A 23022-nucleotide genomic window follows, 5' to 3' on the forward strand; every position below is an offset into this window, starting at 1 on the left:
CCCGCACAACGCGCGTGGCTATCCTTGTTGCTTCGGCTTTCCGGAGGCCTTGGAGCCACTCCCTGGAGCCCATCCGGAACGCCGCCTCCGGGCGCGGAATATGCCGGAGGTGACGGGGGTTAGGCAAGGCGGAAAGCTGAGCAGGTCAGGCCTCCGGCCGGGAGACTTATGCTCCCTTAGTCGGACGTGTTTTGATGTCGCGCCTGCCCGGCTTCCCGGTTCGCAAAGCGCCGGTCATCAAGCCGTCGTTAACGGTCTTTCGTTCCATGCGCCAGCCTTCATGGAAAATTTTCCCGCAGTGAGGATCATGCGCGGGTTTCAAGCGTCCGGAATTTCTTTTCGTCGGGAATATTGCCTTGGATTTTGCAAGCGCGGCTCCTTCCGTGGTCAAGTCGATCAAGCAACGTGATCTCCTGAACACGTGGCTGCGGCTTTATGGGCGCCAGCAGACGGCTCCGTCGATCTGGGAGTACCAGCCTGCGCGGCTCGAGGAAGAGCTCTCCGATCTGATCTATTATACGGTGGACATGTCGACGCCGACGCCGCGTCTGACCATTCAGAGCGAAGGTACGCGCATCTCGCGGGCCTATGGACACACCGGCAAGGGCGCTCTGCTCGACGACTATATCGGGCCGCGTCTCGCGCCCCTGGTGATGCCGGTCTATCATGAATGCGTGGCGCGCGGGCTGCCTGTCTACAGCGTTGCCGACGTCGATGACATCTACGGCCGTATCGTCGCCTATGAGCGCCTGCTGCTGCCGTTCCAGACCGACGGCAAGGTCTGTCACATCATCGCGTCGCTCAAGACCTTCTGCGAGGACGGCGGCTTCGAGATCAAGAATCTGATGCGCGGAAATGACGCGCTGCCGCGCCCGAGATTGCGCGCGGTGATCGACCGCGACCTGTTCCATCGCACCCCCGGCCGCATCGCGCCGGCCGAGTTGGTCGAGTTCGCGGACCAGCAGGGCCCCGGTGTTCCCACCGAGATCATCGAGCTGAACTAGCGCTCAGCGTGATTTGGCTGCGGCTTCCTTGGTCGTGACTTCCTTGGCATAGAGGTCCGGCTTGAAGCCGACCAGCAGCTTGCCGCCAACTTCGAGCACCGGCCGCTTGATCATCGATGGTTGCGCTAGCATCAACGCCAGCGCCTTTTTCTCGGAGAGGCCTTCCTTGTCGGCATCGGGCAGCTTCTTGAAGGTCGTCCCGGCGCGGTTGAGCAGCGTCTCCCAACCGACCTCGTCGCTCCACTGCTTGAGCTTGTCCTTCTCCACCCCCGCCGCCTTGTAGTCGTGAAACGCGTAGGCGACGCCGTGGGTGTCGAGCCAGACGCGCGCCTTCTTCATGGTGTCGCAGTTCTTGATGCCGTAGATGATGTTGGGCAAGACAGTCCTCGCGCATGCGTCGTATCGTAATGCTCCGGCGTTGTACGCAACTCCGGTTCGCACGACAATATTGCGAATGCTGCCAGCTCTTCGAACGGACACGCCATGCACGTCACCCACGATTCCGCTGCGACCGCGTCGCCGACCATCGACTTCGACACCTTTCTCGCGGTCGATATCCGGGTCGGCACCATCATCGATGCAAAGCCGTTCCCGGAGGCGCGCAAGCCGGCCTGGCGGCTGTGGATCGACTTCGGTCCCGCGATCGGCGTGCGCAAGAGTTCGGCGCAGATCACCGAAAACCATCCGCTTGAAACGCTGGTCGGCCAACAGGTTGCCGCGGTCGTGAATTTTCCGCCGCGCCAGATCGGCCCTGTGGTCTCGGAAGTGCTGACCCTCGGTTTCCCCGATGCCGACGGCAAGGTCGTGCTGGTGCAGCCGAGCAAGCCCGTACCGAACGGCGGACGGCTGTTCTAGCTTCCAAGTCGCTTCGGGATGTTCAGCCCGCGCTCGACGGCCGGACGCGCCAGCCCGCGTTCGAGCCAGGCAGCGACGGATTTGAACTGGCTGAACTCGACGAGATCGCCGGCGCCGTAGAAACCGATGAGGTTGCGCACCCAGCCGAGCATGGAGATGTCGGCGATGGTGTAGTCGTCGTCCATGAACCATTGCCGGCCGGCAAGATGCATCTCCATCACCCCGAGCAGCCGCTTGGCCTCGCCCACGTAACGCGCGAGCGGCCGCTTGTCCTCGAAGTCCTTGCCGGCGAATTTGTGGAAAAAGCCGACCTGGCCGAACATCGGCCCGATGCCGCCCATCTGGAAATGCAGCCACTGGATGGTCTGGTAACGGCGCGCGGCATCCTGCGGCAGCAGCTTGCCGGTCTTCTCCGCGAGGTATTGCAGGATCGCCCCGGATTCGAACAGCGGCAGCGGCCTGCCGCCGGGGCCATTGGGATCGAGGATCGCCGGGATCTTGCCGTTCGGATTGAGCGAGAGGAATTCCGGCGTCTTCTGGTCGTCCTTGCCGAAATCGACGAGATGGACTTCGTAGGGAAGCCCGATCTCTTCCAGCATGATCGAGACCTTGACGCCGTTCGGCGTCGGCAGCGAATAGAGCTGGAGCAGCTCCGGGTGCTTGGCCGGCCAGCGCTTGGTGACGGGAAAGGCGGACAGATCGGACATCAGGACCCCGGCTTCGTTCATGAGATGGCGCATAATCTAGGCCAGCGGACGAACGACGCAAGGTCGAGTGGTCAGATCATTTTCCCGCACAGGTCACAACGGCCGCAGCAAATGGTTGGTGGCGTGCATCACATCGCGCTGTGCGCGTTGCTCGATGAAGAGCTGGCCGGTGACAAGCAGTGCTCCGGTGAAGACGAGCGCAAGCATCGCGGTCGCGAACTGACTGGCATCCCTCATCGGACGAGCTTCTCCGTGTTCGGTTCGCACGGGGAACGCGGGCCGGCCGTCGTCTGTTCCTGCAAGCTTCAAATAAATTGCAGCTTTTTCCCGGTCCCTCGCACCGGGCAGCCTCAATAATTGATCTCCATCCGCAAGCCCCGCGGGTCGGTCTCCTCCGCGCCGAACCGCTGCGTGCTGTCGCGTGCCGCGACCGCGCAGGCACAGGCGTCGATGAGATCGTCACGGCCGATTCCGGTGCCGTGTCGTTGATTCAGCCATTTCGGCAAGCGCGCGAAGCCGCGCTGCTGCAGGAGTGCGATGCGTTGCTCACGGCCCTCCGCCGATGTCTTCTTAGCAAGTCGGGCCCGCCCAGCCAGATTCCAGAAGACCAGTTCCGGATGCGCTTCACCAATCGTCGCCTGCCGCGCCGGCGTCATGATCTCGTCGACATCCCTGATCTTGTCCCTGATGTTCCAGAGCTGCGCCGACACGCCCCTGCCCTTACCCTCACGCTCCCAGTAGTGACGGTTAGCTGCCGCCATGTCGGCAAATGTCCAGAGGTCGCGGCGCGCGCCGAGAAACACGGCGGGACCAACCAGCTCGCGTGCGCGCAAATCGCAGATGCGGTATCCACTCGGCTTCAAGCCGACCGGCATGTCGATCATCGCCCGGGCATGCGGCAGTGCGAGCAACCGCGTGAGACCGGGCGAATAATCAAAGCCGTGATCGCCGTGATGGTCGATCCAGGCTGCGACCCAGCCGAAGCGGAATCCATCGAGGCCGAGATAGTTTGGCAAGTTCCTGATCCCTGACGGATATCCGCCCGCTCCTCTATCCCAATTCCTCGCCCCGATGTCGCTCGAACAGCCGCTGCGCCAACAACGCGTGGCCGAGCGTGCCGCCGGCGCGAACCGCCGCCGCAATCAGCGCGGCTTCCGCGATTTCTTCGCGCGTTACACCGGCCTTCGCCGCCTGCGCCGTGTGCACGTCGAGGCAATAGGCGCATTGCGTGGTGAGCGCGACCGCGAGCGAGATCAGCTCGCGATATTTTGGCGGTATCAATCCGTCCTTGCGCTCGACCGCGTGGTTGAACGCGAGGAACGCGTTGGCCTCGACCGGCGCCAACGCCACGAAGGCCGGGATCGATTTCAGATCGTCAGGGCTTTGATAATCGGTCATGGCTCATCTCGTCAAATATTCGCGCATCAGGGCGCGGGCGCGATGCAGGCGTGCCTTCACGGTCTGCCGGGTCGCACCGAGTGCGACGGCGATTTCGTCGATGGTCATTTCCTTGACGTCGCGCATCAGCGCGACATCGCGGTAGTGCGGCGGCAGCGCCTCGAAGGCCGCCGCGACGTCGATCCGCAAATCGGCTTCAGGACGCGACAGCAGCAGCGCTTCCGCCTCTCCGTCGTCGATCGCCGTCGCGAGGCCTGCCTTGCGGGCGAGCCGCAGGCATTCACGGCGGACCACGCTGAACAGCCAGGCCGAAAACGCCAGCCACGAGCGGATCGTGCCGACATGGCGAAACAGGATCCACAGCGCCTCCTGCGCCGCATCCTCGGCATCCGCCGAGCTGCGACAGGTGGCGCGGGCATAGCGGCGGATGTTCGGCTGCGCTGACTCGAGCAGAGACGCGATCGCCTGGGGATCGCCGAGGCGCGCGGCCTCGAAGAGGTCCGGCGAGATCACAATGGCGCTCACGATACGCCTCCCCTTCCGATGCCGGCCATCGCGCACATCGGACAATAGCCCACGAGGCCGGTCAGTGCGAAGCCGGCGCCGCCGAGCGCTACCAGCCACGCCGCGGCGCCGGTAAGATACACGAAGGCCGCGACGGCCACCGCGACGCCAAAGGCGATCCGCACGGCCTGATGCAGGCCGCCGATATTCTTCCTGTAAAATGCCATCACATCCTCCGAGACGAGCCGAAGCAAAATGCCTCGACCCTCAAGAGAGGGTGCGACGAGCGGAAAGGATTCGCGGCAAGTGCAATTTTTTTTCGCGATCAGCCTCCGACGGCCTGATAGGCCAGACGCTTGAATTCGAAGAAGAACGGATTCCAGAAGCCCATGTAGCGCTGCGCCATCAGCACACCGGCGGTATTGGCCTGCGGGCAGATCCACCAATGGGTGCCGGCAAGGCCGCCCCACTGGAACTCGCCGGTCGAATTCGGAGGATCGAACGGCATCGGCGCGAAGGTGACGGCGCCGCCGAGGCCAAAGCCCTTGCCGGGGATCGGGCCGAGATTGGCGAAGCGGATGTTCTCGCCGGCGGGCAACTGGTTCGTCATCATCTGCCGCAGCGTCTCCGGCTTCAGCAGAGCATCCGAGCCCGGGAGCAGCGCGCGGACCAGAGCAAGCATGTCGGGCAAGGTCGAGACCAGTCCGCCGCCGCCCGACAGCCGCGGGAATTGCCGCCGATAGGCCTGCGGATAAGGCAGGTCGTCGGCCCGGGTGAGGCCGGGCTTCATGGGATCGAGCACATCCGTGCCGTTGTAGAGCGCGACCAGCCTGCCCTGCTGCGCGTCCGGCACGTGGAAGCCGGTATCGGTCATGCCGAGCGGCTCGAAGATGCGCGCCTTGAGCACGGCGTCGAGCGGCTTGCCGGAGACGACCTCCACGACACGTCCGAGCACGTCGGTCGCAACCGAATATTCCCAGGACGCGCCGGGATGAAAGGACAGCGGCAGATCGGCGAGCTGGTCGATCATGTCGGTCAGCGGCGTCAACGGATTGAGAACGCGCGCCTCGTTATAGCCTTTGAACAGCACCGTACCGGGATCGAAGATGCCGTAGCTGAGGCCGGAGGTATGGGTCAGAAGCTGCCGGATCGTGATCGGGCTTTTCGCCGGCTCGACGTCGGCAAGGCTCAAAGCGCCCGGCTTCAGAACCTTGCGATTGCCGAGTTGCGGCAGGAATTTCTCGACAACGTCATCGAGCCCGATGCGGCCATCCTCGACCAACAGCATGATCGCGCAGGTGACGAAGATCTTGGTGTTGGAGAAGGCTCGAAATATGTGATCGGGCCGCAGCGCGGTGCCCTCCTCGCGATCGGCGAAACCGACGCATTGCTGATCGACGACCTCGCGGCCCCGCAGCACCGCCCAGGATGCACCCGGAATGATCTCCTGATCGACGTAACGCTGCATTGCCGTCCGCGTGGCGGAAAAATCAGGTGTTCTGGCGTCCATGTGTTTCCCCAATGATGGCTGGGATCGGTATAGCGTGAATTCGCCGGATATGAAGCCTGACCGGACGGCGCAGCTCATTCCTGCTTCATGAACGCGGTGACGTGCAGGCGGCGCCGAGTCCGCATCCCCTGCCGATGGTACAGCGCGATGGCCGACGAATTGCTCGAAAACACGTGCAGGAACGGAATTTCACCGCGCGCCTCGATCTGGCGTGCGACAGCCGCCAGCAGCGCCTGCGCGTAGCCCCGCCCGCGATGGTCGGGGTGGACGCAGACGGCCGTCATCTCGACGAAATTTCCCGGCTTCATGCGCTCGCCGGCCATCGCGACCAATTCGCCGCCGGCACGGATGCCGAGGAACGTCCCAAGTTCGTGGGTGCGCCGCGCGAATGGACCGGGCTTGGTCAACTCCGTCAGCGCCATCATGGCGGGAACGTCGGCCGCACCCAGTCGAACGATCTCGGCATCGCGAAGCGGACTGTCGACCGGAGAGCCGATCATCTGCTCGCAGGGTCCGGCCAGCACGACTTTGAAACCTGCGGGAACGTCGACGGCGTCCGGTGTGAACAGCGCGGCGACCTGCGGGCCCGACAGGAGATCACGGAGCGCGGCGAAGCTCGCCTCGGACAAGTCGACCATGTCGGCAAAGGGCGTCACGTCCACCGGATAGCGCAGCGCTCGCGGGCCACCCTCGGCCAGGTGTTTATGGCTGGTCGTCAGCGCGCTCCAGATCGGGCGATCCAGCAGCCGCTCATCATGATCGGACACCGGCCTAGTCCTTGTCGAAGCTGACGATGACGGCGGCATTGGCGATCAGGATCGGGTCGTTGCCCTGTTCCGGGGCCGAGGGAATCTCCAGGCCGCCCTTCACCGCGTTGACGGTGACAGTGCCGTACGGCAGTTCCTTCGCGACCGCGTCCTTGTCGACGCTTTCCGGATTCGGCACCGCGATCGTGACGTCCACGAACATGTCGTTCGCAGTCTTGTCGATCATCCGGAAGAAGCCGAGGCTCGAATGCCTGATGGCATCAGAGACGGCACGCTTCGCCGCCTTGGTGGCGTCCCTGCCGTGAACGTCGACGCCCATGCCCATCTCGGTGATACAGCGAACGCGAGCCATGTTCTTATTCCTGTGACTGATTGAGTGGTGGAGAGTGTGGGGGATCGAACGGCACGATACAAGTGGGGTCGTCCCCTCGTATCCCGGACGCGGCGCAGCACGCAGTGGCGCTCCATCGTTGCGGCGTTGCAAGCCGCGTGCGCTGTGCTATCGCTCAAGCGATGACTCCCAAAACTTTCGAAACCCGCTGCCTGCGCCTGCCCGCCGTCACCAAGGTGGTGCAGTGGGAGGGCACCTCGGTGTTCAAAGTCGGCGGCAAGATGTTCGCACTCGGCGGCGGCTTTGCCGCGCGCTCCGGCGGCTACATGTTCAAGGTCTCGAACATGGCCTATGCCATGCTGATCGAGCACGGCCTTGCGCGGCCGGCGCCGTATCTGGCGCGCGCCAAATGGGTGCAGCTCGTCGGCAACAACGCGCTGCCGGACGCCGAGCTCACGGCCTATCTGGCGCAGGCGCACGCGATGGTCGCGACGAAACTCACGCGGAAATCCCGCAAGGCGCTGGGCCTGGATTGAAGCGCAGTTCGCTGGTGGAGCGAAAGCCTGCGCTGATTGACATCGATGATATGCCTGACTAAAGTCAGAGATCATGCTCCACCCTGTTTCACGCGTCCGCCGCTTCAATCGCGCCGTCACGTCCGCCGTCGGCGCGCTCGACACGTCATTCCTGGGACGCGGGCGGCCGCTGGGGGCGGCGCGCGTGCTCAACGCGATCGGGCACGGACGTTCGGACGTGGCCGAGATTCGCGATTATCTCGGCCTCGATTCCGGACTGATGAGCCGCCTGCTCCGCAGCCTCGAGGACGAAGGGCTGGTCGAGACCATTGCGCATGAGGACGATGCGCGCCGCCGCATGGCGACGTTGACGCGCGCGGGCCGGCGCGAGTTCGCGGCCTATGAGGCGCTGTCGAACACGCAGGCCGAGGGCTTCCTCGCCCAACATTCGCAACGCGAGGCGCTGCTGGCAGCGATGGATTTGATTGCTTCCGCATTGACGCGCGAGCGCGTCACGCTGGAGGAGATGGACCCGCGGAGCGAACAGGCGCGCTATTGCCTCGGCGAATATTATGGCGAGCTCGGCCGCCGCTTCAAGCAGGGGTTCGACGTCTCGCTGTCGCGCGATCCCGACGCCAAGGATATGCGCCGGCCGCGCGGCACATTCATCATCGCAATGTCGGACACGCTGCCGATCGGCTGCGTCGGACTCAAGGGCACGGATCACGGCTATGCCGAGATCAAGCGTCTCTGGGTCGCACCGGCGGCGCGTGGATTGCGGCTCGGCAGGCGCCTGATGGACATGACCGAGGACGCCGCGCGCATGCTCGGCATCAAGCTGCTGCGGCTCGACACCAACAGCGCGCTGGCGGAGGCCGGCCAGCTCTACCGACGAAGCGGCTGGAGCGAGATCCCCCGCTTCAATGACGACCCCTACCCGGACCTGTTCTTCGAAAAACGTCTGTGAGCGCCGGCGCCTTTTCTCCCGCTGCCGCGTTATGGCCGGAGCCGCAGGAGCACGCCATGACCGGGTCCGACCTCGCCGACATCTACCGCGACTACATCGCCTGCCTGAACCGGCAGGATTGGCCCGCCCTCGGACAGTTCGTCCACGATGACGTCGCCCACAATGCGCGACCGTTCGGACTGTCCGGCTATCGTGCCATGCTGGAGCAGGATTTTCGCGCAATTCCGGATCTGCATTTCGACATCGAGCTGCTGGTCTGCGATCCGCCCCACATCGCGTCCCGGCTGAAGTTCGATTGCACGCCGGCTGGAAAGTTTCTGGGGCTGGATGTGAACGGCAGGCGCGTGTCATTCTGCGAAAACGTGCTCTATCAATTTCGCGACGGAAAAATACGACACGTGTGGTCCATCATCGACAAGCCCGCGATCGAGGCGCAGCTCTAGCGTTGCGCCTCGACGAACCTGCTTACGCTGCTGCCGGCGCCAACTCCGCTTGCGGTTTTGGGAACGGCTTGAAATTCATCGCCATCAGGAAGGCGCCGAGGCCCATCGCCCAGGACGCGATATAGAGCCAGGCGTAGCTCGAGAACGCATCGTAGATCAGGCCGCCGGCGAGCGGGCCCGTTGCCATGCCGAGACTGCCGGCCATAGCGGTGCCGCCGATCACGGTGCCCATCATCTTGAGCGGGAAATTTTCGCGGATCAGCACCGCGTAGAGCGGCATGGTGCCGGCATAGATGAAGCCGAAGACGGCCCCGACCGCGTAGAACGTCGCGAGCTGATGCGCGAAGACATAGGCGAGTGCGCCGAAGGCCTGCAACAGCAGGCCCGAGACGAGCACGCGCTTGGCGCCGAAGCGGTCACCCATCAGGCCGAAGGCGATGCGCCCGCCCAGGCCAGCAAAGCCCTCGATGCTGTAGATCGTCACCGCGGCGACCAGCGGGATGCCGCAGCTCACGGCATAGGAGACGGTGTGAATGATCGGGCCGGAATGGGTGGCGCAACAGAAGAAATTGGTCGCGAGCAGGATCAGGAATTGCGGCGAGCGCAGCGCCTCTCCCATCGACATCTCACCTTGCGTAGCCGTCTCGCCCACAGGCGCGGCCACGGCGTGCGCGAGCGCCGGCGGGCGGCGCACCAGGAACGAGACCGGGATCATGATGGCGCCGACCACCAGCGCCACGATCTGCATCGAGGTGCGCCAGTCATGGCCAGAGACGAGCCAGGCCGCGAGCGGCGCCATCGTCATCGGCGCCATGCCCATGCCGGCCGACACCAGCGAGACCGCAAGGCTGCGATGGGTGTCGAACCAGCCGGTCACGGTCGCCATCATCGGCGCGAAGATCGCGGCACAGGACGCCCCGACCAGAAGGCCGAAGACGAACTGAAACGCCAATAGCGAGGTGGCGTGGCTCGCCGCGAACAGGCTCACGGTTAGCACGCACGATCCGGTCAGCACCACCGGCCGCGGTCCAAACCGGTCCGTCAGCGTGCCCCAGACCATGCTGGTGCAGGCCATCGCCAGAAAGCCGATTGTCATCGCGCTGGAGATGCCGGTCACGGACCAGCCGGTATCCTTTGCGATCGGCTGCAGGAACACCGGCAGCGAAAACATGCCGCCGATGGCGACGCAGCCGAGCAAGCCGCCCGCGGCGACGATCACCCAGCGATAGGAGGAAGCGTTCATTTTGGTCTCCCGTCAGGTCTGTCTGAGTGGAAGACGAATGGGAACATGGTGGACCGACAGGCCGACGCAAGTTTTTGCGGCATGCTTTTGTGACCTGCCAAACAAAAAAATGCGAAAACAACCCCATGCACAGTAGCCGGGCGCTTTGGGATCAAGGACTTACAGCGCAGCTCTTTGCAGTGCGAAGGAAGGCCTGCCGTTTGACTTGTCGGGCAAAACACCTGCATCATGGCATCATCCCGCCGCTATTAATTCGTCCCCCGCGAACAGGCCTTCAAACAGCCACGCCGCGCCGCCACTCGCCGACTGTGAGCCAGACCGCCGAGACCAGGAAGTAGAGCGCACCGACTGCAGCATAGCCCGCGACGTTCGCGATCGAGGGAATCGCGGGCATCGTGGCCTGAAAGATGAAGAAGCCGCCTGCGAGCGCCGACTGGCCACCGCTGAGCACCATGGCCCATTGCGCGCCAAGACTCCGCCAGCGGCGAATGGCCGTCCCCAACTGCAGCAGTCCGGACACAATCGCCCATGCCCCGAAGATTCCGAGAACCCGGTTCATGCTCATCTGCAAGGTCACAAGCACCGCGACGGTGGTCGCCAGGCTGACCACAACGTTCAGAGCCTGCGTGCGGTTTTGAGCGAGTCCGCCGCTGCGAACAGCGTCCGCGAAGTTGGCTGCGGCGTCCCATGCGGGATAGAGGACGAGCAAGGCGCCGGCGATCACTGGAGAAGAAGCCCCGGCGGCAAACGCAGCAGCGACCCAGGCAACTGAGAACGCCGCTCGCACGAAGTAGTATTGCTTCAGCCATCGCTCGCGGTCGGTATGAACCGGATCCAATTGATATCGCGCCATCGCAGTCTCTCCATACCGACTAGTTGGTAGTCTTCTTACACACAACGAAACCGTCTTCGACCAGCCCACTTGCTGGCTGTCGTCATCGTCTTGCTGATGTCTCTCAGTGCTTGTTGGACAGCCGGTCCAGCAGCGGGGTGGTAATCACACCGAACATCTTTGGATCGCCATAGGCACGCGCCGACAGCATGGCGCCGTGAATGGTCGCCATGAATCCTTCGGCCTCGACGCGGGCTGTGCCGGAGAGTTTGAGTTGCCCTTTTCGTTTGCCGCGCTCCATGACGGCCGTCAGCCAGGAAGCCAAGGAGCGGAAGTGCGCACGGACTTCGAGCGCAACCTCCTCCGGCAGGATCGGAAGCTCGCTGGCCAGCAGCGCGCACACGCAGAACGGCGCCGTCGCATCATTGATGCACGCCTTCCAGTACGCGACATAGTTTTCGAGCTGCTCGCGCGGATCAGGGACATCGCGCTCGAGCGCGGACAGTCCCGCCTCGGCTTCGGCGCGGTAGCGCGACACGAGGGTGCGGACCAGATCGACCTTGCTGGCGAAATGGTGGTGGATGCTCGGCTTGCGGATGCCGACCACCTCGGCCACGTCGGCGTAGCTGAAGCCGTTATAGCCGCCCGCGATGATCAAGCTGCGCGCGCACGCCAGGATGTCGTCGGCTGTCGAGGAAACGTTGGTCATGGTCCCTAGCTACCTTCCAGTTGGTAGGCCGTCAAGAACAGGATGCTTCAACCATCCGTGAGTGCTAGGAGCCTGCATGACCATTCGCCCGATCGTCCGCTATCCCGACCGCCGCCTCACATTGCCGGCCCGCCCCGTCACGGCATTCGACGCAACGCTCCGCGAGCTTGCAAATGATCTGCTCGAGACCATGCGCGCCGCGCCCGGCATCGGCATCACGGCGCCGCATATCGGCGTGCCCTTGCGCGTCGTCGTGCTCGAGCTCGACGCCAGGGAGGGTGCGCAGACCTATGTCAATCCGGAGATCGAGTGGGCCTCACCCGAGATGATCCTGCATCGCGAAGGCAGCGTCTCGATGCCCGTTGTCAACGACGAGGTGCAGCGCCACGCCCGCGTGCGGATCAGCTATCAGGATCTCGACGGCAACATGCACAGCGAGGAGTCGGACTCCTTGCGCGCCGTCTGCCACCAGCACGAGATCGACCAGCTCGACGGGATGTTCTGGATCCAGCGGCTGTCGCGGCTGAAGCGGGAGCGGCTGGTGAAGAAGTTCGAGAAGATGTCGCGCGGGTGAGCGGGCCGGCAAAGATCGGACTTGTGTGAAGTCGCGCCGCCTGTTCGATATGGAGAAGTCAAACCAGCCTGATATGATCAGACCGGTCGGCCCCGTCGGGAGGGACACGAATGACTCATTCAGGTCGTTGCGCCTGCGGCGCGGTTTGTTACACCATCGCGTCCGCGCCGATCCGCGGCTTCCAATGCCAGTGCAGCGACTGTCAGCGCGACACCGGCAGCGGCCACAGCTCCATCTTCGTGTTCGCGCGCAGCGCAGTCTCGGTGACAGGCGAGGTGCGCGAAATCGAGCGCACTGCCGACAGCGGCGCAGTCAAGCGCAAGGGGTTTTGTCCGAACTGCGGCTCGCCGATCTATAACAAGCCGGACGATAAGCCGGAGTTTATCGGCATCTATGTCGGCACGCTTGACGATGCCAGCACGTTCAAACCGTCCGTCGTGCTGTTCTGCTCGCGCGGATATGCCTGGGATCACCTCGATCCCGGGATTCCCAAACTCCCGGAATGGCACCCGGGATCGCGCTGATTTTTTGCAGATTGGGAGACAGCCAATGGCGATGAGCTTCGAGCTATCGATGCTGGCCGCCGCAATCGTCTGGGGCTTCGTACAGCTTGTCGCCGCCGCGCAAGCCGCGAACCTGCAATACGGCCTCAGATGGGCTGCGAGCTCGCGCGACACCGAGATGCCGCCGCTCAAGCCCATCGCCGGCCGGCTCAACCGAAATTTCCGCAACTACATGGAGACGTTTCCATTCTTTGCCGCCGCGATCCTCATCTCTCACGCCGCAGGCGCTCACAACGAGCTGACCTATTGGGGATCGATCGCCTATCTTGGCGGACGCATCGCCTACACCGCGCTTTACCTATCCGGCGTACCGCTCGTCCGCTCACTGTTCTGGAATATCGCCAGCTTTGGCATGCTTGCAGTCTTGGCAGCGCCTTTCGTGCCTCACTGAAGCGACGCCTTGGCGACTTTGCCTTTGCCGCGATGCCTTCACGCCCGCTTCCCGCTCCGCTTGTTCATTGGAGCATTGCGACGCTCGCGTTTGCCGCGCGCGATCTCCGTCGCCAGGGCGTCCAACTTCGGCTCCCAGAAATTCCTGAACTGGCCGACCCATGCGTCGACCGCGCGAAGCCCCGCAGCATCGACCGAATAGAGCCGTCGTTGCGCCTCCGCCCGAACGGTCGCGAAGCCGCTCTCGCGCAGCACCTTGAGGTGCTGCGACACGGCGGCCTGCGTGATCCCGAACTCCGCTCCGATCGCCTCGACGACCTCACCGGACGCCATCTCGCCGGGCGCAAGCAGCTCGAGGATGCGACGGCGGACGGGATCGGCAAGGACATCGAAGATTTGCATCAGCTTCCTCTGCCCGGATGCGCAACGTCGGGCGGCGTCTCGCCGCGATAGAAAGCGATGGTGCGGTCCGACCGCTGCTTCGCGGAGGCAGGATCCACGCCGCTTGCGACGTGCGCCGCGCGCCAATACTCGCCGCTGCTCGTCATGAATTCCTTGCCCGCGGGAGAGCCCATCCATGCCTCGGCCGTCTCATGGTCGACCGATGCCCCGGTCGCAACATATCGCTCCAGCCCCGCAATAGCGAGATCCCAGCCGATGCCGACTGCCCCTGGACCGAACTGATTCCAATGATCCTCGATGATCGCGGTGTGCTCAAGCGTCAGCCGCGCCTGGTTTCGTTCTGCCGTCAGCTTGACATCGATCCAGCTCATCGCGCCGCCGAATTCCCACGTCGCCGCGAAATGGGTCGGCGGCGTACACGCCTCGATGGTGCCGCCGGCATTTCCCTTGAGCTGGTACTTTCCACCGAGCCGGAGATCTCCATCGACCGGCAAGAACCAGCGCGGAATGCGTTGTGGGCTGGTCACTGCGTCCCAGAGATCATCGACGCTCGTCTCGTATAGCCGCGTCAGCGTCACCGCACTGGCCGCTTTCCCGTCCCTCTCGAAATTCCTCACCGAGCGCGTAACCAGCCCCAATACCCTGACCACGTCGATCTCCATGGCGCTACTCCTTGTCGTTGCGTGCCATGGTTAATATCGGCCTAAGCTAATATAAGTCAACTCTTATATTCTGAGAAGATGCCGCTCAGATATTTGCCCGGCGGTTTCCCGAGCGCCTTCTTGAACATGGTGATGAAGGCCGCGACAGAGTCATAGCCGAGATCGGCGGACACCTGCTGCACGCTGGCGCCGGACGTCAGCTCCCGCAAGGCGACGGTCAGGTGCAATTGCTGGCGCCAACGCCCGAAGCTTAAGCCCGTCTCCCGGACAATGAGGCGCGCGAGGCTGCTCTCGCTCAGCGCGACGCGATCGGCCCATTCGGCCAGCGTCCTGCGATCGGAAGGGTTTTTCGCCAGCGCTGCGGCAATCTTCTTCAAGCGCGGCTCGGGCGAGAGCGGCAGATGGAGCTGCTGAACCGGCATGCGAGGAAGCTCGCGTAGCAGGACGCTCGCCAGAAGGTCCACCCTCGCCTCGTCATCCGCGATCTGATCGGACAACTCGACGATCACTTCACGCAGCAGCGGGGAGATCGAAAGCGTGCAGCAGCGATCCGGCAGGTCCACGCGGTCAGGCTCGATATAAACGAAGAACAGCCGGGCATTTTCTGTCGCGAGGTTGCTGTGCTGCAGGCCCCCGGGAATCCACACCGCGCAATGCGGCGGCACCATCCACAGACCCGTGGGAACGCGGCACGTCACGGCGCCGCCCAGCGCAAAGACAAGTTGCCCCTTGCGGTGCCTGTGATCGGGTACCTCGCCCTTGGTCCCGATCACGTCGACGCGCACGGCGATAACGGGCGCGGAAACATCATCCACGTCGAGATCAAGCCATGGAAAACGGAGCGGCTGCCGCATGCTTGCCGGTTTTTAGCAATTAATTGACGGAACATCTAAATCGAACGGAGAGGAATGTCGATAGGGTGCCGCCTGAACCTGCCCGGGGCGTCCGGGCGCCGCCCACGTGATCGAAAGAAACGGCCATGCATGGTTTCACGAGTACGACAGCAGCCGGGCTGCAACGCGTGGTCCGCACGCAAGCGGGGGCCGTGCGTGGCCGCCCGCGCGATGCAAGCGGCGTGATCGCGTTCAAAGGCATTCCCTACGCAGCACCGCCGGTCGGGCCTCTGCGTTGGTGCGCACCAAAGCCGCCGGCGCCCTGGGATGGCGTGCGCGATGCGCTTGTGTTCGGCGCGGGGTGTCTATCGGCGCTCGAAAATGACCAGCGGCCGGGACCGCGTGACGAGGATTGCCTCTATCTCAACGTCTGGACCGCGACGAAGCACGCGGACGAGACGCGGCCCGTGATGGTGTGGATTCACGGCGGCGGCTTTCAGTTCGGCTCCTCGGCGAATCCGGCAACCGATGGCGGCCGGCTAGCAGCGAAGGGTGTCGTCGTCGTCAGCTTCAACTACCGCCTCGGCATCCTCGGCTTCCTCGCCCATCCCGATCTCGATACGGAGGCGCCCTCGGGCAATTACGGCCTGCAGGATCAACTGGCGGCGCTGCGCTGGGTCAAGGCCAACATTGCCGGCTTTGGCGGCGACCCCGACAACGTCACCCTGTTCGGCGAATCCGCCGGCGCCATGGCCGTCGGCATCCTGATGGCCTCGCCGCTCGCGCACGGACTGTTTCACAAGGCCATTGGGCAGAGCGGTGCGTTCTGGGACGGCAAGCACGGCCCACTCCAGGGCTTTGAAGAAGCCCGCGCGCGGGGTCTCGCTTTTGCCCGGCAACAGCGCAACGCGTCGATCGCAGCTTTGCGCAGCATGCCGGCCGATCGGTTGAATGCATCCGCGCCGTGGAGTTTCAGGACCAGCCCGGTCGTGACGGCCTTCTCGCCGAGTATCGATGGTCATGTTGTGCCTGATGTGCCCGCGCGGCGCTTCCTGCGCGGCGAACAGATGCACATCCCGCTACTGGCGGGCTGGAATGCGGCCGAGGAATTTCCTTTCCGTTCGCAGTCACTGCCCGATCAATCAGCGCAAGCCTTTGTCTCCGCGGCCGAGGCGATGTTCGGCAAGGAGCGCTTGGCCGATTTCCTGAAGGTCTATCCCGCGGCGACCGACGCGGAGGCCAGGACTTCCGCGGCGGCGCTTAACGGCGACTATGTAGTTGGCGAGCAATGCTGGCAGTGGCTGCGATCGCATTGGCGCGGGGGACGCGCGCCGGTCTACGGCTATCATTTCAGCTATACCTCGCGCTACACGCCGATCGCCTCGCACGTCACCGAAATTCCGTTCGTGTTCGGCACACTCACACCGCAACAGGTGATCGGCAGCTCGGCACCGCCGGCCGAAGAGGACCGCGTTCTAGCGCGGACGATGATGGCCTATTGGGTAAATTTCGCGGCGCATGGCGATCCCAACGGATCAGGCCTGCCACCCTGGCCGGCCTATGACGAGACGGACGTCGTGCAGATCCTGGGCACGCCGATCGAAGCCCGCCCCAATCCGCAAGCCGCCCGCTTCCGCTTCCTCGCCAGTTTCAGGCAGGACGGCATTTTGCCGATGCGCTGGCGGGAGCTGCCGTAGGCGGCTTCACCCGCCCGCCATCAGCTCCTTCGCCAGTGCCATGTAGGCCGGCAGCGTCACGGGATCGTTGGCGGCGTTGCCCGCTGCGGGGTGCGAGGCGTAGCGCGCGATCACCATCTCGGCCTTGGGATCGATATAGATGCCCTGCCCGTGAACGCCGCGCGCCATATAGGCGCCGTGGGCATTGTGCGTGACCCACCATTGATTGCGATAGGAGGCACCGGGTAGCGTGGCGTAACCGGCGGGCTTGAATTTCTCGGGATCGCCGCCGCGCGCGATGGCTTCGACAACAGATGAAGGCACGATCTGCCGGCCGTTAAAGCGGCCGTGATTGCGCATGGTCTCGCCGAAGCGGGCGAGATCGCGCAAGGTGGTGGAGAGGCCGCCACCACCGCTTTCGGTGCCGATGCGATCGACGTGGTAATGCGCGTCTTCCTCCGCGCCGATCGGCTGCCAGATGCGTTCGGAGAGCAGATCGGACAAGTTCATGCCGCTGACGCGCCGGATGATCCAGGCCAGCACGTCGGTGTTGACGGTCTTGTAGGCAAAGGCCTTGCCGTGCTCGCCCTGCTTCTTTTGCGCCATCAGAAATTCGAAGATGGTGGTCGGGCCGTCGTAATCCGGCGGAATCGGTGCCATGCCGTTCGCCCGCCGGAGGCCCCAGACGTGAGAGTTCCTGTCGGTATAGACCTCCGTGTATTCGAGCCCCGTGGTCATATCCATGGCCTCGTGCACGCGCGCATCGCCGAAGGCGCTGGCCTTCAGCTCCGGCACATACTCCGTGACAGGCGCCTGCGGATCGATCTTGCCCTCGGCGACTAGAATGCCGGCGAGCACGCCCGTGAACGACTTCGTCACCGACATCGCGATATGCGGCTTGTGCGGCTTCAACGCGCCGAAATAGCGCTCATAGATCAGCCTGCCCCGATGCAGCACGGCGATGCCGTCGGTGTAGGTCTCCTCGAACATCTTCGCGAAGGTCATGGGTCGGCCGTCCATCGTGGTCGACGCGGAGGCGCCGATGTCATGGTCTTGGCGCGGCAGCACCGATGCAGGCCCCGCCCCGCGCCAGACGTTCACGGTCGGCACCAGCTGGCGGACGTTGCTCCATGCCCAGCGCAGCTCGGGGAAGCTGCGGAACGAGCCGTCCTGGAAACTGATGGTGCGGTTTTCCGGTGGCGGGAAGCCCTTCATCCAGCCGAGTGTTTCGGGATCGGTTTCGGCAGCGGTTGCGGGCGGCTGACTCGGGGCGGTGGCGGCGGACATGAACATTGGACTCCGGAAGCGAACGACGGGGTCTCGTATCATGGAGATACGTGGCGAACATCCAATGTTTGCGCCGAGGTGACCGTCGCCGCGCGCTTGGCACTGACCGTCTCCTGCGCTCCACCCATCGTCCGCGCCATCTGCGTCAAACGGCCCCGCAAAGGCGCGTTGAACAAAACACTTGCTAGGGGCTTCTATCTCCTCAACCCGCCAACTTTGATCGCAAGACGGAAAAAATCTCATGCAAGTTCGCAAGTTTGCAATTCCCGACGCAACGTTCGAGCGCTCGCCCGGACAGGATGGAGAGGTGTTCGCCGGTAATGTGATCGACCAACGCCACGGCGCGCCGATCACCATCGGCTACGGCCGCTACGCGCCCAACCAGAGCATCGACGAGAAGCTCGCCGTGGACGACGTCATGATCGTCCTCGAAGGGAAGCTCTCGGTCTCGAGCAACGCCGGCACTGTGACCGCCGGTCCGGGCGAGATCGTCCACATGCCCAAGGGCGAGCAGGTCACCATCCGTTCGCACGACCAAGGCGCCGTCACCGCTTATGTCACCTATCCGCACTGGCAGGAGGCGCGCGGGTGAGGCAGGCCTTCGCGCCCGCGCACCCCGCTATCAATTGGTTCGATCGACGGCGCAGAGTCCGGTCGATCGAGCCGGAGCGGGTTCGCCGTCAGGTCAGGCGCACGGACATGCCGCCGTCAACCGTCATGGGGCTGCCCGTCATAAACGAGGCCCGGTCGCTCAGGAGAAAAACCGCCGCCTGCGCGATCTCCTTGGGACTGGCCATCCGCTTCATCGGGTGAAGCCCGGCGATGAAATTCAGGGCGTCGGGATTTCCTTCGCCTGCCGCCGGGGTGATGGTTCCTCCAGGCAGAAGCGCGTTGACGCGGATGCCTTCGGCCGCATGCTCGGCGCCCAGTGATTGAGCCAGGCCGATCAGTCCTGCCTTTGAGGCTGCGTATGCCGCCATTCCCGGCTGGCCCCCGTTGCTGAAGCCAACGAAGGACGAGGTAAAAACGATCGAACCGCCGGCCTGCTTGCGCAGCGCCGGGATCTGCGCCTTCGCGCCGAGGAACGCCGAGGTGAGATTCACCGCAAGCACATCGGTCCAGTTTTCGACGCTCATGTCGGGAACTGGCGTCATCTCGCCGACAATGCCGGCATTGTTGAAGGCGCCGTCGAGCTTTCCGAAAGTCTTGACGGCGTGCTCGACAAGGCGGGCTGCATAGCCGGTGTCCCGAACATCGCCGGCGAGACACGTCGCGCGCCCTCCGGCGCTCTTGATGCTTGCAACAACGGCCTGCAGCTCGGGGGTGCGACGCGCCCCGAGCACCACATCGGCGCCTTCGGACGCGAACAATGACGCTGCGGCAGCACCGATACCGCTGCTGGCGCCGGTTACGATGATCGTTTTATTTGCCAGTTCCACCGCGAGACTCTCCTGATGTCAAAAAGGAGCCGAACAAGACATCAGGCACCAGCGAGCTGCCACCCGTTTCCCGAGTTGAACGCCGGATCATCGTGGCGGTATTGATCCGCGAATGGCGGCCTGCCGGTTTCCGTGATCGGAGTGACAGGCCGCCGTCAGCAGACGCTACTTCAGCGGCAAGAAAACGTCCGCGACCGTCTCGTGCTCCGGCACCTCCGGGAACAGGCTCAGCCGCTGGCAATAGATCGGGAAGTCGCGCGCTTCTTCGCCGCTGGCGGGAAGCCAGTCGCGATAAAGGAAGAGCGCGGCCGGCTCGAGATTGTCGGTGTAGCCGACGACGCGCAGCACCGCGCAACGTCCGCCGGGGATCTCGCCGGCCTTGATCTCTTCGCCGTTCGCCGCGATCGGCTGGTCGGTCCCGACGCAGAGGTCCGTGCTGTACTCGGCCGGCGAGGCAGGACGCCGCTCGGAGCGCCAGACCGTGAAGGTCGGACTTGTCCTGGGGTGCAGGTTCGCCGCCTTGCGCCACGCGATGAAGCGCTGGATCGTGGCGGGAAGCGTCGCCGGGTCGCCGCGATGCTCCATGATCGCCACCTTGGTGGGTTGCACATCGCGGATCGTCACGTCGTCAAAGGTAAAGGTCTTCTGCATGAGCTTGCTCCTCGCATTGTCGAGAGGCCCGAAGGCCGCGAGCCACGGCTCCCAGTCGGGAGACTTCCGGAACGACGACGGCGATTGCCCGAACCGTTGCCGAAAGGCGCGGGCGAAGGCATCCGGTGCATCGTAACCGGCATCCATCGCAATCTCCGTGACATCAAGGGCGTCCATGTAGGCCAGCTGATGCGAAGCGCGCTTCATGCGGGCCAGCTGGACATAGCGATGCACTGATAATCCGAAGGTTGCCGAGAACTGCCGGTGGAAATGAAATTTTGAGAAAGCCGCAACAGCACTCACCGTGTCCAGATCCAGATCATCGTCGAGATGCCGGTCGATATGATCAAGCACCCGTCGCATCCGGTCCTGATAGTTTTGCAGCGCCGCCTTCATCGTCCCTCCTCCGTGGCGGCTCCATCTAGTCGCTGACGGCCATGACACGCTCGACCGATATTGCGGTTTGGCAGGCATCCCGTCGATCCCATTTTGAGCGTGATGGGCGCCTGCGCAAGGATCAAGACGGCGGCAACGGACGTGGCGAACTTCATCAGATCTGGCGGCCGTCAAAACGGAAAAAGGGAGCCCGCATGTCGCGGGCTCCCCTCTCGTATGTTCCGCCATCATACCGCTGCTAGCGGTCAGCAGGCTCCAGCGCCTTTTGCACCATCGCGGTGTCGACATATTGCGTCATGCTGGCGATCTTGCCGTCCTTCAGCAGATAGAGATGAGCGAACGTCGCGCGCATGGATGTGCCCGTCGCCTTGTAGGTGCCTGAGTAGACGCCGAAGGCGGCGACGCGGTCGCCGTCTTCGAGATAGGTGTGAACGTCGGCGCGGTAGCCGGTCCATTCAGTGGCGAGACGCCGGAACACGCCTGATATGATCGCGTCGGATCCGACATAGGTGCCCGCGTACGGAAACCCTTCCGCTTCGGTCCATGCGGCATCGGGAGCGAGAGCGGCCAAGAGATTGCGGCCGTTCTCTTCCGACGACGATCCCTCGTAGGTGGCGCGGATCAGGTCGAGATTGCCAGCCATCTCACCCCCATTTCATCTCGCCGGTGGCGACCTTGGCGCCGATGTCGAGCGCAACGCCCATGCCGAGGCCGGGGAAGCGCGCCTCCATCGCCGCCTTGAGCGCCGCGGACTCCTTGACCTTCGCCAGCTCTTCGTCGAACGCCTTGAGGTAGGCGATGGTGTGCTCGACACCGGAGAGGTCGGTCTTCCCATCCACCGACAGATGGCCGGGGACGACGACCGCCGGCTTGCGCGCCGCGATCTTTTCGAGATTGGCGATCCAGGCGGCGCGCTGCTCCCTGGTTGGCGTGTCGGCGGTCCAGACATGGACGCCGGAGAAGATCAGCACGCCGCCGAACACCGCGTTGAGCGAGGGCACGAACAGATAGCGCCGGTTGACCAGGCCGTCCGCGCTGACGATCTCGATGGTCTCGCTGTCCACGCTGAGCGTCTTGCCGTCGAACGCTTCGGGGATGACCACATCGGCGAGCACCTGCGGGCCGTTCGCCTTGAGCTGCGGCCCCCAGACGGCAAGCTTCTTTTCGACGCTGGCGTTAATGGCCGCCAATGTTGCGGGCGCCGCGAGCACGCGGGCCTCCGGGAACGCCGCCTTGATGGCGCCGAGGCTGAAATAATAATCCGGGTCCGACTGGCTGATATAGATGGTGGTGAGCTTCTTGCCGGTGGCCTTGATGGCGTCAGCGACAGCCTTGCCATCGGACAATGTGAAGCCGCCATCGATCAGCACGGCTTCGCTCGGCCCGGACACCAGAACGGGAGCCCGGAAGAAGCCGTTCTGTCCGGCTGGAAAATGCTTCCAGGTGAGTCCGCCGGCGGCATGGCCGACGCCTGCGGGTGCGAAGACGGCTGCGGCGCCCGCGGCGAGAGTGGTTTTCATGATGGTTCTCCTTGTCAGCATGTTGGTCTCCTGGTGCTGGTCTGCAATTTCGAAATTCAAATGGGATGGTCTCGACTGTGTTGATCGCTGCGCTCACGCCGCCTTCAGTCCATCGATCAGGACGTCCAGGCTGCCGAACAGCGCGCTTGCCTGCACAAGGCCGCGATCATTGCCGGTGCCTACGATCAGGGCCGGGACGCCGTTGGCGCCGAGCCGGCGCATTTCGGCACGCGCTGCCTCGAGACGCGCGCGATACGCGGCGATCAATACGGTGTCGGGGCTCGCCAGGCGGGCGGCAACCTCCGGCAAGTTCATCGCGCAGAGCACATCCGACAGAACGGACATGTCGGTGCTGTCGCGGCCTTCGACATAGCGGACGAGCTGGAAGGCCTTCAGCGCCGCGAACTCCCGATCAGGCGCCGTGAGCGCGACAGCCGTGAGCGCCAATGTGGCCGGGCCGGAGTCGAACAGGCGCGTGCGGTCGCCCAGCACATCGCGGCGATAGGCTTCGCTGAAGGGCTGGCCGCTCAAGCGCGAAATCCGCTGGTCGTTGGTCCACGCATAGGCGGCAAAGCCGTCGTCCATCGGACGGGCGCCCTCGCCGGCGAACAGGCCTGTCGGCGCAAGTTCGACCGCAAAATCCGGTCGGGCGAAGAGCTGTTCGAGCAACGTGGAGGCGCCGTAGCACCAGCCGCAGAGCGGGTCGAACAGGTAGGTGATGGGAATGCGCGCGGACATGGCGATCTCCTTGAATCGCAATGTGGCACGCGCACATTGGTAGATAAATATCAACAAAGCAGACATAATGTATGGTATTGGCTGACAATAAATCTGACCGGACGAG

General features: G+C 63.9%; 32 protein-coding genes. 10 read left to right on the forward strand and 22 right to left on the reverse strand.

The window, feature by feature from the left end:
* Nucleotides 1-356: 356 nt before the first annotated feature.
* The gene (locus IVA75_RS23255) at nt 357-1004 is read left to right on the forward strand and encodes a hypothetical protein (RefSeq protein WP_247286451.1); all 648 of its coding nucleotides are present in this window, start codon (nt 357-359) and stop codon (nt 1002-1004) included.
* Nucleotides 1005-1007: 3 nt separating this feature from the next.
* Here IVA75_RS23255 and IVA75_RS23260 read toward each other — a convergent pair whose 3' ends face one another.
* Nucleotides 1008-1382 (reverse strand): ArsC family reductase, encoded by a 375-nt coding sequence (locus tag IVA75_RS23260; protein WP_247286454.1) that lies wholly within the window; start codon nt 1380-1382, stop codon nt 1008-1010.
* 105 nt (nt 1383-1487) lie between these two features.
* On the opposite strand from IVA75_RS23260, the gene IVA75_RS23265 reads away from it, so the two are divergent.
* A complete protein-coding gene (locus IVA75_RS23265; RefSeq protein WP_247286456.1) occupies nt 1488-1859 on the forward strand; it encodes a tRNA-binding protein in 372 nt (123 codons plus the stop codon).
* Here the strand turns inward: IVA75_RS23265 and IVA75_RS23270 are convergent.
* From IVA75_RS23270 to IVA75_RS23310, 9 genes are all read right to left on the reverse strand, one after another.
* A complete protein-coding gene (locus tag IVA75_RS23270; RefSeq protein WP_247286759.1) occupies nt 1856-2566 on the reverse strand; it encodes a glutathione S-transferase N-terminal domain-containing protein in 711 nt (236 codons plus the stop codon). The genes IVA75_RS23265 and IVA75_RS23270 overlap by 4 nt on opposite strands.
* Nucleotides 2567-2659: 93 nt before the next feature.
* Nucleotides 2660-2803, reverse strand: coding sequence for a hypothetical protein (locus tag IVA75_RS23275; protein ID WP_007609210.1), 144 nt, complete (start codon nt 2801-2803; stop codon nt 2660-2662).
* A gap of 113 nt (nt 2804-2916) precedes the next feature.
* Nucleotides 2917-3582, reverse strand: coding sequence for a DUF429 domain-containing protein (locus IVA75_RS23280; RefSeq protein WP_247286459.1), 666 nt, complete (start codon nt 3580-3582; stop codon nt 2917-2919).
* 34 nt (nt 3583-3616) lie between these two features.
* On the reverse strand, nt 3617-3964 hold the full coding sequence (locus IVA75_RS23285) for a carboxymuconolactone decarboxylase family protein (protein WP_247286461.1): 348 nt from the start codon (nt 3962-3964) through the stop codon (nt 3617-3619).
* A 3-nt stretch (nt 3965-3967) separates the two neighbouring features.
* Nucleotides 3968-4489 carry a sigma-70 family RNA polymerase sigma factor gene (locus IVA75_RS23290; protein ID WP_247286464.1) on the reverse strand — a complete coding sequence of 174 codons (522 nt, stop codon included), beginning with the start codon at nt 4487-4489 and terminating at the stop codon, nt 3968-3970.
* Entirely contained in the window at nt 4486-4695 is a 210-nt protein-coding gene (locus IVA75_RS23295; RefSeq protein ID WP_027569619.1) for a DUF2892 domain-containing protein, read from the reverse strand. Before IVA75_RS23295 ends, IVA75_RS23290 begins: the two co-directional genes overlap by 4 nt.
* Before the next feature lie 98 nt (nt 4696-4793).
* Complete coding sequence (locus IVA75_RS23300) at nt 4794-5978, reverse strand: serine hydrolase domain-containing protein (protein ID WP_247286466.1); 1185 nt, start codon at nt 5976-5978, stop codon at nt 4794-4796.
* A gap of 74 nt (nt 5979-6052) precedes the next feature.
* Nucleotides 6053-6745: a GNAT family N-acetyltransferase gene (locus IVA75_RS23305; RefSeq protein ID WP_247286469.1), complete on the reverse strand. Its 693-nt coding sequence runs from the start codon at nt 6743-6745 to the stop codon at nt 6053-6055.
* A gap of 4 nt (nt 6746-6749) precedes the next feature.
* Nucleotides 6750-7097, reverse strand: a complete 348-nt coding sequence (locus tag IVA75_RS23310) for a Lin0512 family protein (RefSeq protein WP_247286470.1) — start codon at nt 7095-7097, stop codon at nt 6750-6752.
* A gap of 161 nt (nt 7098-7258) precedes the next feature.
* Between IVA75_RS23310 and IVA75_RS23315 the strand changes: the two genes are divergently transcribed.
* From IVA75_RS23315 to IVA75_RS23325, 3 genes are all read left to right on the forward strand, one after another.
* On the forward strand, nt 7259-7612 hold the full coding sequence (locus IVA75_RS23315; protein WP_247286471.1) for an MmcQ/YjbR family DNA-binding protein: 354 nt from the start codon (nt 7259-7261) through the stop codon (nt 7610-7612).
* Nucleotides 7613-7685: 73 nt separating this feature from the next.
* Nucleotides 7686-8558, forward strand: coding sequence for a bifunctional helix-turn-helix transcriptional regulator/GNAT family N-acetyltransferase (locus IVA75_RS23320; protein WP_247286472.1), 873 nt, complete (start codon nt 7686-7688; stop codon nt 8556-8558).
* Nucleotides 8559-8614: 56 nt separating this feature from the next.
* Nucleotides 8615-9001, forward strand: coding sequence for an ester cyclase (locus tag IVA75_RS23325; protein WP_247286473.1), 387 nt, complete (start codon nt 8615-8617; stop codon nt 8999-9001).
* A 22-nt stretch (nt 9002-9023) separates the two neighbouring features.
* On the opposite strand, the gene IVA75_RS23330 is transcribed toward IVA75_RS23325, so the two are convergent.
* The 3 genes from IVA75_RS23330 to IVA75_RS23340 form a co-directional block, all read right to left on the reverse strand.
* Complete coding sequence (locus IVA75_RS23330) at nt 9024-10244, reverse strand: MFS transporter (protein ID WP_247286474.1); 1221 nt, start codon at nt 10242-10244, stop codon at nt 9024-9026.
* A gap of 274 nt (nt 10245-10518) precedes the next feature.
* Complete coding sequence (locus tag IVA75_RS23335; RefSeq protein WP_247286475.1) at nt 10519-11097, reverse strand: DUF308 domain-containing protein; 579 nt, start codon at nt 11095-11097, stop codon at nt 10519-10521.
* Nucleotides 11098-11200: 103 nt separating this feature from the next.
* Nucleotides 11201-11785 (reverse strand): TetR/AcrR family transcriptional regulator, encoded by a 585-nt coding sequence (locus IVA75_RS23340; RefSeq protein ID WP_247286477.1) that lies wholly within the window; start codon nt 11783-11785, stop codon nt 11201-11203.
* 76 nt (nt 11786-11861) lie between these two features.
* On the opposite strand from IVA75_RS23340, the gene IVA75_RS23345 reads away from it, so the two are divergent.
* The 3 genes from IVA75_RS23345 (at nt 11862) to IVA75_RS23355 (ending at nt 13313) form a co-directional block, all read left to right on the forward strand.
* Nucleotides 11862-12359 carry a peptide deformylase gene (locus IVA75_RS23345; protein WP_247286479.1) on the forward strand — a complete coding sequence of 166 codons (498 nt, stop codon included), beginning with the start codon at nt 11862-11864 and terminating at the stop codon, nt 12357-12359.
* 110 nt (nt 12360-12469) lie between these two features.
* On the forward strand, nt 12470-12883 hold the full coding sequence (locus IVA75_RS23350; RefSeq protein ID WP_247286481.1) for a GFA family protein: 414 nt from the start codon (nt 12470-12472) through the stop codon (nt 12881-12883).
* Between the two features lie 25 nt (nt 12884-12908).
* Nucleotides 12909-13313: an MAPEG family protein gene (locus IVA75_RS23355; protein WP_247286483.1), complete on the forward strand. Its 405-nt coding sequence runs from the start codon at nt 12909-12911 to the stop codon at nt 13311-13313.
* A 38-nt stretch (nt 13314-13351) separates the two neighbouring features.
* Here the strand turns inward: IVA75_RS23355 and IVA75_RS23360 are convergent, their stop codons facing one another.
* The 3 genes from IVA75_RS23360 to IVA75_RS23370 are packed head-to-tail and all read right to left on the reverse strand — an operon-like array spanning nt 13352 to nt 15230.
* Nucleotides 13352-13714, reverse strand: a complete 363-nt coding sequence (locus tag IVA75_RS23360) for a metalloregulator ArsR/SmtB family transcription factor (RefSeq protein WP_027569605.1) — start codon at nt 13712-13714, stop codon at nt 13352-13354.
* Nucleotides 13714-14376 carry an SRPBCC family protein gene (locus IVA75_RS23365; RefSeq protein ID WP_247286485.1) on the reverse strand — a complete coding sequence of 221 codons (663 nt, stop codon included), beginning with the start codon at nt 14374-14376 and terminating at the stop codon, nt 13714-13716. The genes IVA75_RS23360 and IVA75_RS23365 overlap by 1 nt, the downstream gene beginning before the upstream one ends.
* Before the next feature lie 56 nt (nt 14377-14432).
* A complete protein-coding gene (locus IVA75_RS23370; RefSeq protein ID WP_247286487.1) occupies nt 14433-15230 on the reverse strand; it encodes a helix-turn-helix transcriptional regulator in 798 nt (265 codons plus the stop codon).
* Between the two features lie 125 nt (nt 15231-15355).
* Here IVA75_RS23370 and IVA75_RS23375 point away from each other — a divergent pair, with 125 nt between their 5' ends.
* Entirely contained in the window at nt 15356-16906 is a 1551-nt protein-coding gene (locus IVA75_RS23375; protein ID WP_247286489.1) for a carboxylesterase family protein, read from the forward strand.
* 6 nt (nt 16907-16912) lie between these two features.
* On the opposite strand, the gene IVA75_RS23380 is transcribed toward IVA75_RS23375, so the two are convergent.
* Nucleotides 16913-18172: a serine hydrolase gene (locus tag IVA75_RS23380; RefSeq protein WP_247286490.1), complete on the reverse strand. Its 1260-nt coding sequence runs from the start codon at nt 18170-18172 to the stop codon at nt 16913-16915.
* Nucleotides 18173-18413: 241 nt separating this feature from the next.
* Here IVA75_RS23380 and IVA75_RS23385 point away from each other — a divergent pair, with 241 nt between their 5' ends.
* Nucleotides 18414-18764, forward strand: coding sequence for an AraC family ligand binding domain-containing protein (locus tag IVA75_RS23385; RefSeq protein ID WP_247286491.1), 351 nt, complete (start codon nt 18414-18416; stop codon nt 18762-18764).
* A gap of 88 nt (nt 18765-18852) precedes the next feature.
* Here IVA75_RS23385 and IVA75_RS23390 read toward each other — a convergent pair whose 3' ends face one another.
* The 5 genes from IVA75_RS23390 to IVA75_RS23410 form a co-directional block, all read right to left on the reverse strand.
* On the reverse strand, nt 18853-19611 hold the full coding sequence (locus tag IVA75_RS23390; protein WP_247286492.1) for an SDR family oxidoreductase: 759 nt from the start codon (nt 19609-19611) through the stop codon (nt 18853-18855).
* Nucleotides 19612-19776: 165 nt separating this feature from the next.
* Nucleotides 19777-20658 carry an AraC family transcriptional regulator gene (locus IVA75_RS23395; RefSeq protein ID WP_247286493.1) on the reverse strand — a complete coding sequence of 294 codons (882 nt, stop codon included), beginning with the start codon at nt 20656-20658 and terminating at the stop codon, nt 19777-19779.
* A 238-nt stretch (nt 20659-20896) separates the two neighbouring features.
* Nucleotides 20897-21301: a nuclear transport factor 2 family protein gene (locus IVA75_RS23400; RefSeq protein ID WP_247286494.1), complete on the reverse strand. Its 405-nt coding sequence runs from the start codon at nt 21299-21301 to the stop codon at nt 20897-20899.
* Between the two features lies 1 nt (nt 21302).
* Entirely contained in the window at nt 21303-22199 is an 897-nt protein-coding gene (locus IVA75_RS23405; RefSeq protein ID WP_247286496.1) for an MBL fold metallo-hydrolase, read from the reverse strand.
* A gap of 72 nt (nt 22200-22271) precedes the next feature.
* A complete protein-coding gene (locus tag IVA75_RS23410) occupies nt 22272-22916 on the reverse strand; it encodes a DsbA family protein (protein WP_247286497.1) in 645 nt (214 codons plus the stop codon).
* Between the last annotated feature and the right edge of the window lie 106 nt (nt 22917-23022).

This window comes from Bradyrhizobium sp. 134 (assembly GCF_023074155.1).
Lineage (GTDB): Bacteria > Pseudomonadota > Alphaproteobacteria > Rhizobiales > Xanthobacteraceae > Bradyrhizobium.